The organism is Sivoneniella epilithica UHCC 1019, from assembly GCF_040830845.1.
In the GTDB taxonomy this organism is placed as follows: domain Bacteria; phylum Cyanobacteriota; class Cyanobacteriia; order Leptolyngbyales; family Leptolyngbyaceae; genus ULC077BIN1.
Genome location: NZ_JBFPDP010000016.1, coordinates 1 through 12,937, shown reverse-complemented (window position 1 = coordinate 12,937; position 12,937 = coordinate 1). Strand labels below are relative to the sequence as shown.

Below are 12,937 nucleotides of genomic sequence, written 5' to 3'. Positions count from 1 at the left end.
AACTCTGAACCCAGGCGAGTCGTACTACAATTGTAATACGAAACATCTTAAAAACTTTGCGGAGGCACCCCATGCATACTCTCACCCGAACATCCACTACCGAAATGGAAGTCACCAGCATTCGTTTGGAACGAGAGCTAAAAGAGAAGTTAAAAGAATTGTCTGGCAATCAAGGCTATCAAGCGTTGATTCGGGACATTCTGTGGAACTATATTCAGCAAAAATCTGGTGACTATTACTCGGCTGTTTCCCTTCCAGAAATTCGCGCCACGATCGCCGCCACTGCCCAACAAGAAGAGCGATGTGCCCTCACTGGCAAGGCGATCCCCTTAAATTCGGCGATGCTTTTAGGCTTTACGCTCACAGGCGCGATGGTTCCCCTCAGTATGGATAGTTTGTCATAGGAAGCATCGGTCGCGATAAATAGGGGCGATCGCGTAACAACTATCTCAAAAAAACTCCTGTCAAATTATCGTGACCGCAGGTTTGGGTTGCTGTGATCCTCCTCTCTATCCTTGCAGGCGCTCGTGGGGGTTATCCATCCTCACTAAGGAAACTCCTACTAGTACGACGTTTCGTGTGTGCTAGTAGGAGTTTCAAGGGATCTCAACCTCAGATGGGTCTTTCCCCATTAAAATGAAGTTGAGATTTGTATCAAATCGGGGGGAGTATGGCTCCTGCGGTGTTAATCGAAAAGCTACAAAAAAACTATGGCGCAGTAGAGGCAGTTAAAGATGTCTCGTTGCACATTGAGCCAGGAGAAATTTTTGGGCTGCTGGGTCCAAATGGGGCTGGCAAAACGACTGTTTTACGGTGTTTGTGTACGCTGGCAGAACCGGATTCTGGCAGAGTGGAAGTGTCAGGAATTTCAGCTTTAGACCATCCCAAGTTGGCACGGCGAAAGCTGGGGTATGTGGCTCAAGAGGTGGCGATCGACAAAGTGTTGACCGGGCGAGAACTGCTACAACTGCAAGCTGCGCTCTATCATTTGCCTCGCGCTGTTTTGAGCGATCGCATTGAATGGGTCATCGATCGCCTAGGTCTACAAGACTACGCCGATAAAAAAAGCGGCACCTATTCCGGCGGCATGAAAAAGCGGCTCGATTTGGCGGCAGGTCTGCTGCATCAACCCGATGTGTTGGTGCTGGATGAACCCACGGTGGGCTTAGATATCGAAAGCCGTGTGGTTGTGTGGGGTTTTTTGCGGAAGATTCGCGAGGAAGGCACAACCGTGCTGATTACTAGCCACTATCTAGAAGAGATCGATAGGCTGGCGGATCGAGTGGCAATCATCGATAAAGGCGTGGTGATTGCCAGTGGCACCCCCTCGTCACTCAAGGATCAGGTAGGGGGCGATCGCATTACCCTGCGAATTCGCGAGTTTACGCCCCAAGCCGAAGCTGAAGCCGCAAAATCACTGCTGGAATCATTACCATCGGTTCAGGAAGTGATCATCAACACGGCGCAAAGCAACTCTCTTAACCTAGTGGTCACCCCCCAAAGTGATGCTCTTTCCACGGTGCAGCAAGCGCTTCAGCAAGCGGAACTACCAATTTTTGGCATTGCCCAATCACGCCCCAGCTTGGATGATGTCTATCTCGCTGCCACCGGACGCACCCTGCTGGATGCCGAAATTGCCGCCAGCAGCACCCGCGATGAAAAAGCCGAACGCAAAAAACAAATGCGGTAAGGGATTGTCTTGATTAATGGATGATCTTGAACTCCATCAGCAAATTACTAAGCTTGCCCAAGAGTTTCGCCTATTTGAATGTATTCAGTGTGCTGAAGCAATTAAACGGTTTTTGATCAGGCAAGGCATCAGCGGTCAACACATCAAGTTGTTTACAGGCAGCGTCGAAGATCCTTTTAGTAATATTTATGATGAGGTGCTTAAGCAAAACATTTCTACTAACGGGCGGCATGAGGCGATCGCGGTCACTATCAACAATGAAGAATTAATCTTTGATAACATTCACCCTGAAGGAATTTCAAGACAAGATTGGTTAAATAACCTGTATTCGCCAATAAATGATATGGGCAAGGATTTTCAGATTACAGAAGTTGACTTTTGAGAAAAGGGCATTATGAGTAATTTCTATCAACTCATCTCAAAAATTAAAAGAAGACCTTCTATGTACCTCGGAAAGCCTGCAATTAGCAATCTGCGGTCTTTCTTGTCAGGTTATATTTTGGCGCGGCGTGAGTTAGATATCCCTCAAACTCAGGAAGAAAAGGAGTTTTCAGAGTTTCAATTCTGGATCAAGTCAAAGTTGAAGATTTCATCAGACCAATCTTGGGACAAGACCATTCTTTTTTTCTCAGAAGATGAGCAAAGCGCGATCGCGTATTTTTTTAACTTGTTCGATGAATTTGTAGCCTCTAAGCACAACGAATTAGAGGGATTTCACCCCAATCCTGTTTCTGTAACAGCTACATTTACAGAAAGCAAACCAATTCAGCAAACCCCGCAGCCTCATTCTTCAAACTCTCTCTAGTTAGCACCTTAGCCCAATAATTGTTACATTTATGACGACTTTGACTCCCTCAACTTTAAATGGCAAAACGCCTGAAACTTCAGAGCTTTCCTCTAGTTCGTTTGCCGATTTTGTTCAAGAAACCACTGCCTTAACTCGGCGATTGTTTATCCAACTTCAGCGTCGCCCTTCAACATTGATTGCAGGCATTATTCAGCCTGTGATGTGGCTAATTTTGTTTGGGGCACTGTTTCAAAATGCACCCCAAGGATTTTTGGGCAGCAGTGTCAGCTATGGCAAGTTCATTGGTGCTGGAATTATTGTGTTCACTGCTTTTGGCGGCGCGTTGAATGCGGGTTTGCCAGTAATGTTCGATCGCGAGTTTGGCTTTCTCAATCGCCTGCTAGTAGCTCCGCTTGCCTCTCGTTTCTCCATCGTCATGGCTTCTGCGATTTTCATCACTACTTTAAGTGCCATTCAAACTGTGGCGATCGTGGCAGTGAGCGCTTTTTTAGGCGCTGGATTGCCCAATGCGTCCGGTTTAGCGTTGATGGCATTGATCATCTTGCTGTTGGTCTTGGGCGTAACCGCCATCAGTTTAGGCTTAGCCTTTACGCTTCCTGGACACATTGAACTGATCGCAGTGATTTTTGTGACGAACTTGCCCTTGCTGTTTGCCAGCACTGCCTTGGTGCCGCTTTCCTTCATGCCAACTTGGCTGCAATGGATCGCGTCGCTGAATCCCTTAAGCTATGCGATCGAGCCGATTCGCTATGTGTATTTGCATCAAAATTGGTCACTTAGTAGCGTGGTCATGCAAGCACCCTTTGGCAACGTTACCTTGGGTGCGGCTTTGCTGGTTTTGCTTGGCTTTACCACTGTCGCGCTGCTAAGTATTCAGCCCAGATTGCGGCGCGTATTTGTCTAACCTAGAACTGAATTTGGCTTTTGTGAATATAGCCCTTTGCGCCGCAAACATTAGTGCGATACCAGGAACCTGTGGGTTCAAACACTTCAATGCGAGTGCGTCCTAAAGAGCAAATGATTCTGCCATTGGGAGTAGCACGAACGTTGGAAGGTGGGTCAACGACTAGAGCAGTTCGGGCTGTGGTAGAAACATTTCGCGTTTTGTCACAGACAAAGTTAACCATACTTTGAGTAGCAACCGACTGAGGATATTGGGTCTTATTTTCGGGAAATGTCGTCCAGCTACGAGTATCACAGTGAGCTTGGGCAAAAATTCGTTCTTCTCCCAAGTAATAAACAAAATTGATGCTGCGGGCACTGGCGCGATTAATCGAATCAATATCAACGCGAACGGATTGACCATTGGAAGCAGTACCCGCAGAGAAGGAGCCAGCTTGGGCAGGAGCGATCGCGCCTAACCCAACGGTCAAAGTAGTAGCTACAGCGGTTAAAAAAGTATTGAATTTCATTAGGAGCATCCTTACAGGTAGGAATGAGCAAAGTTGGAGGCTTTATTGTTGCAGTCAGCCATTTGGCTTACAAATAAACAACAGTCTTTCTCGCCACTGTTTCGGATGCTGCCTCTCACCCCTAAAGGTGATTCCTACGATTAATTTGCCTTGACTATCTTTTAAGCTGCTGAACCAAAGTCGCGATCGCCTTTTCCTTCTGCGGGTCTTTGCCTTGAGCATATTCAATCGTCATCGGCACTTCAATATCAGGCGTTACGCCTTTTCCTTCGAGCCGCTGGTTGCCATCCAAATACACATCCGCGACTGCGACATACAGCAGGTTGCCATCTTGCATTAAGAAAGCCCGTCCAGCAACGACCGCACCGGGCGTTTTTGAACCAATCACGGTGCCGATTTTGTATTGCTGAAAGCCATAGGCAAGAATTTCCTTAGCACTACGACTACCTTCATTCACGATCATCACCACGGGTTTGTTCCACTGGGCTTTGATTAGATTGCGATCGCCACTGCGAGGAATGCTCGTCAAACTTGGACCGCGTGCTGTATAGATATTTAGCGCAGTCAATGGCGCACCACCCCAGCCATCCCGCAGATCCAGCACCAAACCGTCGGCTTCTCGCAGCTTTCCATAGATCAGATCTTCCTCAAGCTGCTCTTGATATTGGTCGCCTGCATAAGACCAAAGGTGAACATAGCCAATTTTTTTGCCCTCTTGCTGCACAATCCGAGTGCTGGCGCGTTGAACATCCAAAAACAGGGTCAGCGGGTCAAGCAACTTAGGCGTAACGGCAATATCTTGGGGAGCGCTAGTGGCTGACCGTTGCACTTGCAGCACTACTTTTTGACCCACTTTGCCTGCAAACGATCGCACTGGATGGAACGGGCGACCGTCTGCACTCAACAGTTCATCGCCCAGTTGCAAGCCTGCCTGCGCTGCCGGACTGCCTTCTAACACGCCGCTGATAAAGGTTTTGTTGGCGATCGCTTTCGTAAAAATGCCGATGCCATTATATTCCAGCTTGTTCTTTGGGAAAATTTCCTTGGGCAAGTTTTTCAGTTCCCGGCTGCGCGGTTGAAAAATTCCCAGCAGTTGGTAATATGCCGTTTCGTTGGGCGTATAAAAGCGGGTGTGTGAGGTTTTTAGCTCGGATAGCATGACATTCACTACCACCGCCAAGTCATCCGTCGACTGAGCCTGAGCCGCTTGAGGGGAATATTTTTCGCGCAGGGCTTGCCAATCTACGCCATTAAATTTGGGATCAAAAAAGCTGTCGTTGACAGTTTTCCAAGCTTGCTCAAAGGTCTTAGTTTGGGGAGAAGCCGCTTGAGAAATCATTGGAATTGTCAGCCAGCCCAGCAGCACGAGTGAGGCTGCCACAATGCCCGCAATCCAAGCGCGAGTTTTTGTGAATCGTTTGAAGGGAGAATGCATAGTCAATCCAGTGCTACTTTAATGAAATTGAAAGTGTCGTTTGAGGGTTTTGGTCATGCAGGTTCGGATCGCGACATTTACCGTACAGAAGCGGTTTGCGTTGACCATTAGCCGGGGGACGACCGCGCAAACAACCAACATTTGGGTTGAAATTGAGCATGAAGGCATTCAGGGTTGGGGGGAAGCATCGCCTTTTTCGGGTGGGGAAGCGCTTCAAACTACTGAGATGATTGCGCGATCGCTGCAAAAATTTGTGCCCTTGCTAAAATCCCTCAGTCCGTTGGAACAGCAGCGGATTGAGCGACTCATGCTGGATGCGCGTTTACCCTCCGCCGCACGAGCAGCCTTGGATATCGCGTTGCACGATTGGGTCGGCAAATACACCAATCTTCCCCTGTGGCAACTCTGGGGCTTGGAACGCGATCGCATTCCGCCTACCTCTGTCACCATCGGCATTAGCACACCTGAAGTTGCCCAGCAGCGGGTGAAAGACTGGCTGGGAAAGGGCAATACTGCGATTCCGTTTTATGGCATTCAAGCGCTAAAAGTCAAGCTGGGTAACCCATTAGGAATTGAAGCGGATCAGGCGATGCTGTTGGCAATCAAAGAAACTGCTCCTCACATTTCTCAGGTTAGCGTAGATGCGAATGGAGGGTGGAGTTTGGCAGAAGCGCTGCAAATGGCAGATTGGCTAGCCGAACAAGGCATTACTTACCTAGAGCAACCCCTCGCCAAGGGACAGGAAGGAGACTTGCCCGAACTGTTTGCGCGATCGCCCCTACCCATTTTTGTCGATGAAAGTTGCTTCACCAGTTATGACATTTTGCCCCTCGCCGATCGCGTCCACGGCATCAATATTAAGCTGATGAAATCTGGCGGCTTAACCGAAGCGCTACGGATGATTCACACAGCCAAAGCTTGCGGCTTGAAGGTGATGTTCGGCTGCTATTCCGACACCGCGTTGCTCAACACCGCTTTAGCTCACCTGTCGCCCCTAGCAGACTATATTGATCTGGATAGCCACCTCAATTTAATCAACGATCCGTTTGCAGGGGCATCTTTCCAAAATGGGCGGATTGTACCTACCGAGCAACCGGGCTTGGGCGTTCACCGATATTTGGACGAACCCAAGGGTGCGCTTTAGAATAACTTGTAGGCAATGGGTGCTTCTATGATTCAATCTCATCATCGGTTAGCCATTCTTTTGCATGAAGGCGTTCAAGGCGATCGCGGCAAAACTGGGCTGGCGTTGTTGCGATATACAGAATCGCCAGTAGTTGCCGTCATCGATCGCCAATCGCCCGGAGCCTCGCTTAATGATCTGACTGGAATTATGAGTTCTGCACCCATTGTGGCATCGGTTACAGAAGCGCTTGCCTATCAGCCCGATGTGTTGGTGCTAGGAACGGCTCCTACTGGGGGCGCATTACCTCACGAATGGCGACCAGAAATCAAACAGGCGATCGCTGCTGGATTGTCGATCGCTAACGGGCTACATACGCCGCTTGCCAATGATCCTGATTTTCAGCCAGTGCAACCCAATCAATGGATTTGGGATATGCGCCAAGAGCCACCCAATATCCCGATTGGCACGGGAAAAGCGCGATCGCTTGCCTGCCTGCGAGTGTTAACCGTGGGAACCGATATGGCGATCGGCAAAATGTCTACCAGTTTGCAGCTTCACCAGGCATCACTCAAGCGAGGACTGCGCTCAAAATTTGTGGCAACCGGGCAAGCCGGAATGATGATTGCCGGGGATGGCGTAGCGCTGGATGCCGTGCGGGTTGATTTTGCCTCCGGTGCTATGGAGCAGGTGGTGATGCGGTACGGCAATGACTATGACATTTTGCAGATCGAAGGGCAGGGTTCTCTGCTGAATCCGTCTTCTACTGCCACCCTGCCGCTGGTTCGAGGCAGCCAGCCGACTCACCTAATTCTGGTGCATCGCGCTGGACAAACTCACATCAACCGCATTCCTGAAGTGCCGATTCCGCCCTTACCCGAAGTTGTGCAGCTTTATGAAGCGGTTGCTAGAGCCGGGGGAGCCTTTGCCCCAGTGCCCGTTGCCGCGATCGCCCTCAACACCCGTTATTTAGATGAAGCTGCTGCCCATAGCGCGATCGCCCAAGTCGAAACCGAGACACACTTACCCTGTAATGATCCCGTCCGGTTTGGAGCCAACAAGCTACTGCAAGCCATCTTAGGAATTGGGAGTTAGAAGTTCGGAATACAAGGCACTTTTAGAGTAAAAAAATCTACTTAATAAAAGGAGTACGAGGAAAGGTCAAAACAACCATCCGTTACTCCTTATTTTTCAGGGATCTCTGTGTCCTAATCTATTCATCTGTTGCCATATTTTGCGCTCCGTACTTTAAAGAAAGTCCTGCAAAAATGCGAAGGGATCATCTTCCCAGCAGGGTTCTGGTTGCAGCCGAATCAGTAATTGAGCGATGTCGGCTTCAATAGTACTCATTTTATCGGTTAAAAATAATTCTGATAGCGCTCTTAAGTCTCGCTCTTTTAATGGAGAAAGCGGTGCAGCGAAGTTTCCTACAACCTGATCCCCATCTGGGAAAACGACCTCTTTCCGAATTGAACCATTGCGTCGCTTCTGCTGTTCGCCTAAATACGCAACCTGACGGAGGGCTTGCAGTTCAGAAATAGTCCCTTGCCGATCCACAGGCGATTCCCGTGAGGGATCCGCTTTGCGGAATCGCGAATGGGCTAACGGCGCTACTCGGCGATCGCTTACGGAAACAGATCGAAACTGAGTAGACGACCGAGCTAAATCTGCGGCACGTTGGATACTGCTTGTGTCAGCAAGGGGAGAACACTCGTTATTTGAATCAGTCAACATGGCGTACGTCAACGACTCTGCACTGTTGCAGAATTACCAAAAACTAGATTTTTTTAATGAGATCATGGATAGTCCAAAACCTCATAACTCAGTCGTAGACGCACACCCGTAATGACTATCCCCTCATTGTAGAAAACAGTTTTGCTATTCTGTATTCGAGCTTACAATACTCAACATTATTCTTTAAATGGAGATTGCCTCTTTAAATGGAGATTGCCTCAACTTCTCTCCTCATACTCCCTTGTCATGGCACCTGATCTTGGCACTCTTCGTCCCTTGCTATAGATAACCTTGCCGATACGTTAATTTTTAGTTGAGTAAACTTCTGAAAAATTAAATGAAAAGAACATTGCCAAAAGCTTTACTGTTTCCTCGGACAGTGAGTACCGTGTTTCCAAGTAGCAGGATTATCAGTAATCGTGCGGATATGTCTTCAGCTTATTCGCTTTATTTTAGGAAAGGGGGTGCGATCGCCCAGCAGATTGGCTGAATCAAACTATCCTCTTTCAATACTAAAATCCAATACTAAAAATAGATTGACTGCTTTGGTGAATTGCAGATATCAATGCAGGCTAATTAAAACGCTTTTAGAAAGATCAAATTTCACCTTGAATAGCTAAGTATTGTAGATTATGTTTGACCTAAACTCCATAGCAGACTTTTCACCCAATTTGCAAAGCCCTGCTGGTCATCCAACTGATTTAGAGCAGCGATTGGGACTCTATCAAGTTTTTCTCAAGTTATATGAGCATCATCGCGACCTATTAGATGAAATCATTGAATTGGAGAATACAGATAATCGCCATCGTGTGCGGGGGGTCTGGCAACATGTGCAGGCAGTGATCAACGGCAATCAAGCTTACCTGATCACTAATTTGCTTCAAGACCAGACTCAAATCGTGACTCAATCAGAAAACTTATGGGTCATTGGGCGCGATCGCAAAGCCACTTTGCCCATTTCAGATAAACGCCTGTCTCGTCGCCATGCGATCGTTCAGTATGTTGCGGATAAAGGATTTTTTCTAATTGATTTGAACAGCACAAATGGCACCTTTGTAAACGGCGAATCCATACGGCAACCTGTTTTATTAAAAGACGGCGATCGCATTCGCCTAGGAAGTTTATCGTTCGTTTTCTTTCTTTGCGAAAGTAGCCGTCATGCAGAAACTATTCCACCAGAAGTACTGTCTAGCATTCGCCTAGTTCCATCTAGCTCAAAAACTCGCCCTGCTGAAGAATCACCTGCAAGAGATGCAACTGAGCTAGAAGCCAATCAACCCGATTGGGAAGTGCCCCTACAGGGAAGCGAAAAAGAAACCTCCATGTTTCTTAAACCAGCTGCCCGTCAGCGAGATGAAGCCCCTCAACCCAGCAATCCTCACCTCAGCCCTTCTCAACAAGCCGATATACTCGATCGCTTCTTAAACCGTTGATTCATAGATGCCCCTGGGGGCGCGGCATTCGGTAGTCAGTCTTCGATGAAATCATCACCTATTGCCTGTAGCTCGCTTCCCGCAGGGTATGCTACGCCCTTACGCAAGATGTTCGATGAGATCCGTCAACCTGTTGCCCCAAATGCTACGCCCTTACGCAAGATGTTCGCCAAGCGCTATTCTTCCTCAAGCCCCTCTTCGTCTTGCTCGTCGTCTGCATCCGCATGTCCCACAGAATTAGCAGAAACCACTGCGCCTTTTTCTAGCTTCTGTCGTACTTCTAAATCAACCTTCTTGGCAAACTCAGGGTTTTCTTCCATATTTTTAATGGCATTATCCCGTCCTTGAGCAAGGTTCTCGCCGTTATAGCTATACCAAGCTCCTTTACGAATAATCACGCCTGTTTCCTCTGCCAAATCTACAAGGCAACCCAAACTAGAAATTCCCTTGCCAAAAATAATGTCAAACTCCGCAATCCGAAACGGGGGTGCTACTTTGTTTTTTGCTACCTTGACTTTGGCACGATTGCCATACTCATCCGTTCCTTTTTTCAACGTTTGAATCCGGCGAATGTCCAGCCGAACCGACGCATAAAACTTGAGTGCCTGACCACCAGTGGTGACCTCTGGATTGCCATAGGTGATCCCAATTTTCTGGCGTAACTGGTTCAGAAAAATCACTGTGCAGCCCGATCGCCCCATATTTCCCGTAATTTTTCGCAGGGCTTGGCTCATTAACCGAGCCTGTAACCCCACATGGGTATCTCCCATTTCTCCTTCAATCTCCGCACGGGGCACCAACGCCGCCACCGAGTCAATCACAATAATATCCACCGCAGTAGAGCGCACCAATTGATCCACAATTTCCAGCCCAGCTTCCCCTGTATCTGGCTGAGACACCAGCAAATTACCAATATCTACCCCCAGTGCCGCAGCATAGGTTGGGTCAAGGGCATGTTCCGCATCCACAAAAGCGGCAACCCCACCTGATTTTTGCACCTCAGCCACAGCATGGAGCGCCAGCGTTGTTTTCCCAGAACTTTCAGGACCGTAGATTTCAATAATTCTCCCTTTTGGCAATCCACCGCCAAGCGCCAGATCCAAAGTCAGGGCACCCGTGGGAATTGTTTCAACTTTCATGCGCGTGGCATCACCTAAACGCATGATGCTGCCCTTTCCAAAGTTGCGCTCAATTTGCGAGACGACAAGATCCAGAGCTTTTTTCTTCTCAGAAGCTTGCTTATCAGAAGCAGAGTTATCAGTTTTACTAGCCATGAGTACCTCAACGCAGAGTTTGGTCAAAAGGAGTGGAAAAATCGGGTTTAGAGGACTTCTATTCTATGCCTGTTGCTTCAAAGAAGGAAGGCAACAGCGTACTGTCAAATCTAGAGAAGTCTCGCTACCCTATAGGCAGTTGTTCGTTGTGACAGCAAATTTTTTGACGGCTGATCAATTAACTAGGGAAAACACAGGGTACTTGGAAAAATATAGGTGCATTTTTCGCAATCTTTAGCCGTCTACAGTTCATTTATTGTTAAGCACGCAGGCTATGACCTCCTATCTTTCTGACTTATTAATTCCCGATACAGCGTTGTCTGTTGCTGGCTTAACGACCTATATTCAAGCGCTGTTTGAGCAAGATACCGAGCTTCGGCAGGTTTGGGTGACGGGAGAAGTTTCGAGTGCGACTCAATACCGGAGTGGATTGTTTTTTACGCTGCAAGATCCGGCTGAGAAAGCGTCGATTAGCTGTGTGGTTTGGAATAGCCAGATCGATCGCCTCACCAATGTGCCAACCCAAGGAGAACAATTCATTATTTTGGGGCGGATTCAAGTCCATCCGCAGCGGGGGCAATATCAACTGATTGTGTGGCAGGTGTTGCCAGCAGGTGAGGGACTGCGGGCGTTGCGCTATCGACAGTTGCGGCATCGTCTCGAAACAGAGGGCTTGTTTGATTCAGGGCGGAAGCAGGCATTACCCACCCATCCTAGGGTTGTAGCAGTGGTCACTTCACCTCAAGCAGCGGCGTGGGGCGATATTCAACGGACGCTACGGCGACGGTATCCAGGTTTACATGTGTTGTTTTCTCCAGCATTAGTCCAAGGGGAGCAAGCGCCCGATTCGATCGCGAGGGCAATTCATCGGGTCATCTTAGATGATAGGGCGGATGTACTAATTCTATCACGCGGAGGCGGAGCGACTGAAGATATGGCGTGCTTTAATGATGAGCGCGTGGTGCGGGCGATCGCGGAGTGCCCGATTCCTATTATTGCGGGAATTGGACATCAGCGAGATGAGTCCTTGGCAGATCTAGTGGCAGATTGCTGTGCCCACACACCAACAGCGGCGGCTGAACAAGCAGTGCCTCAGCTAGCAGATTTGTATGCTGAGCATCGGGAACGGGTGCTGACCCTAAATGATGCTCTTCAGCATCGTCTGGAAGTTAACCGCGATCGCTTGCAACGAGTGCGGACTCGGCTACAGCAACTCAAATTAGACCGCAAATTAGCCCATGAAGCCCAAATGTTAGGCTGGATGCGGCAAAAACTCATTCAAAGTAATGGAGAGCAGTTGCAGCGGGCAACCCAATATGTCCAGTTATTGCAGCAAAAATTGAATACTCTTGATCCGAAAGCAGTATTAAAACGCGGCTATGCAGTGGTGAGAGCATCGAACGGTGACATCGTGCGATCGGCTGATACGTTAGCATTGGGGCAAGATCTTCTGGTTCAACTTGCCGAAGGACAGGCAACTATGACGGTTACAAAAATTTTGGACGCTTCATCCTAAGTTCTACACAATGCTGAAATAGTTGCGTAAAAATGTTGAGTAAAAATAACTTAAAAAATAGTTGCTTTTAAAAATAAGCCTGTGAACGACTTAACTAATTCCTCTGAAATCTACTCTCCTAATTATTCAGACGATGATCCTACACAGTCCCCTGTCTTTTTACCGAATGAATGGCGCTATGAGGCGACAGTGAAGAAAATTGAAGCCGCGATCGCTCGAATTGAATCAGGCGAACTCGATCTCGCCGATGTATTTGATCAGTTTTCAGAAGCCGTCGAAGACCTACGGCGCTGCGAAACCTTTTTAAGCGATCGCCAGCAACAAGTTGACCTATTAATTGAAACCCTAAATGATCAGTCAGAGTTTTAAGTCATGAGTTGTGAGGTTTAAATGCATACCCCAGAAATCTCTGAAAGCCCCTCTCCTTGGGGAGAGGCAGGGCGGTTTTATTGTGAGGGTAGGAAAGTGAGGATGGACTGAAATCCTATATCAGTATCAGTCCATGACCCTCA

Annotated in this window: 14 protein-coding genes; 10 read left to right on the top strand and 4 right to left on the bottom strand. The window is 48.2% G+C overall.

Annotated features, from left to right (window positions below; translation table 11 throughout):
* Positions 1-71 precede the first annotated feature (71 nt).
* The 5 genes from AB3R30_RS11805 (at position 72) to AB3R30_RS11785 (ending at position 3,402) form a co-directional block, all read left to right on the top strand.
* Positions 72-404, top strand: a complete 333-nt coding sequence (locus AB3R30_RS11805; protein ID WP_458649386.1) for a ribbon-helix-helix domain-containing protein — start codon at positions 72-74, stop codon at positions 402-404.
* 266 nt (positions 405-670) lie between these two features.
* On the top strand, positions 671-1,690 hold the full coding sequence (locus tag AB3R30_RS11800; RefSeq protein WP_458649385.1) for an ABC transporter ATP-binding protein: 1,020 nt from the start codon (positions 671-673) through the stop codon (positions 1,688-1,690).
* Between the two features lie 16 nt (positions 1,691-1,706).
* Positions 1,707-2,072, top strand: coding sequence for a papain fold toxin domain-containing protein (locus AB3R30_RS11795; protein ID WP_458649384.1), 366 nt, complete (start codon positions 1,707-1,709; stop codon positions 2,070-2,072).
* 12 nt (positions 2,073-2,084) lie between these two features.
* Complete coding sequence (locus AB3R30_RS11790; RefSeq protein ID WP_458649383.1) at positions 2,085-2,495, top strand: hypothetical protein; 411 nt, start codon at positions 2,085-2,087, stop codon at positions 2,493-2,495.
* A gap of 31 nt (positions 2,496-2,526) precedes the next feature.
* Complete coding sequence (locus AB3R30_RS11785; protein WP_458649382.1) at positions 2,527-3,402, top strand: ABC transporter permease; 876 nt, start codon at positions 2,527-2,529, stop codon at positions 3,400-3,402.
* A 1-nt stretch (position 3,403) separates the two neighbouring features.
* On the opposite strand, the gene AB3R30_RS11780 is transcribed toward AB3R30_RS11785, so the two are convergent.
* On the bottom strand, positions 3,404-3,910 hold the full coding sequence (locus AB3R30_RS11780; RefSeq protein WP_458649381.1) for an SH3 domain-containing protein: 507 nt from the start codon (positions 3,908-3,910) through the stop codon (positions 3,404-3,406).
* Between the two features lie 154 nt (positions 3,911-4,064).
* Positions 4,065-5,345 (bottom strand): S41 family peptidase, encoded by a 1,281-nt coding sequence (locus AB3R30_RS11775; protein WP_458649380.1) that lies wholly within the window; start codon positions 5,343-5,345, stop codon positions 4,065-4,067.
* Positions 5,346-5,400: 55 nt separating this feature from the next.
* On the opposite strand from AB3R30_RS11775, the gene AB3R30_RS11770 reads away from it, so the two are divergent.
* On the top strand, positions 5,401-6,489 hold the full coding sequence (locus AB3R30_RS11770) for a dipeptide epimerase (RefSeq protein WP_458649379.1): 1,089 nt from the start codon (positions 5,401-5,403) through the stop codon (positions 6,487-6,489).
* A gap of 27 nt (positions 6,490-6,516) precedes the next feature.
* Positions 6,517-7,563, top strand: coding sequence for a DUF1611 domain-containing protein (locus AB3R30_RS11765; protein ID WP_458649378.1), 1,047 nt, complete (start codon positions 6,517-6,519; stop codon positions 7,561-7,563).
* Positions 7,564-7,716: 153 nt separating this feature from the next.
* Here the strand turns inward: AB3R30_RS11765 and AB3R30_RS11760 are convergent, their stop codons facing one another.
* A complete protein-coding gene (locus AB3R30_RS11760) occupies positions 7,717-8,202 on the bottom strand; it encodes a hypothetical protein (RefSeq protein WP_458649377.1) in 486 nt (161 codons plus the stop codon).
* Between the two features lie 632 nt (positions 8,203-8,834).
* Between AB3R30_RS11760 and AB3R30_RS11755 the strand changes: the two genes are divergently transcribed.
* A complete protein-coding gene (locus AB3R30_RS11755) occupies positions 8,835-9,635 on the top strand; it encodes an FHA domain-containing protein (RefSeq protein ID WP_458649376.1) in 801 nt (266 codons plus the stop codon).
* A 176-nt stretch (positions 9,636-9,811) separates the two neighbouring features.
* On the opposite strand, the gene recA is transcribed toward AB3R30_RS11755, so the two are convergent.
* Positions 9,812-10,909, bottom strand: coding sequence for a recombinase RecA (gene recA, locus AB3R30_RS11750; RefSeq protein WP_458649375.1), 1,098 nt, complete (start codon positions 10,907-10,909; stop codon positions 9,812-9,814).
* Positions 10,910-11,183: 274 nt separating this feature from the next.
* On the opposite strand from recA, the gene xseA reads away from it, so the two are divergent.
* Together xseA and xseB are read left to right on the top strand one after the other, a co-directional pair.
* Positions 11,184-12,425 carry an exodeoxyribonuclease VII large subunit gene (gene xseA, locus AB3R30_RS11745; protein ID WP_458649374.1) on the top strand — a complete coding sequence of 414 codons (1,242 nt, stop codon included), beginning with the start codon at positions 11,184-11,186 and terminating at the stop codon, positions 12,423-12,425.
* 81 nt (positions 12,426-12,506) lie between these two features.
* Positions 12,507-12,794 (top strand): exodeoxyribonuclease VII small subunit, encoded by a 288-nt coding sequence (gene xseB / locus AB3R30_RS11740; RefSeq protein WP_458649373.1) that lies wholly within the window; start codon positions 12,507-12,509, stop codon positions 12,792-12,794.
* Positions 12,795-12,937: the final 143 nt, after the last annotated feature.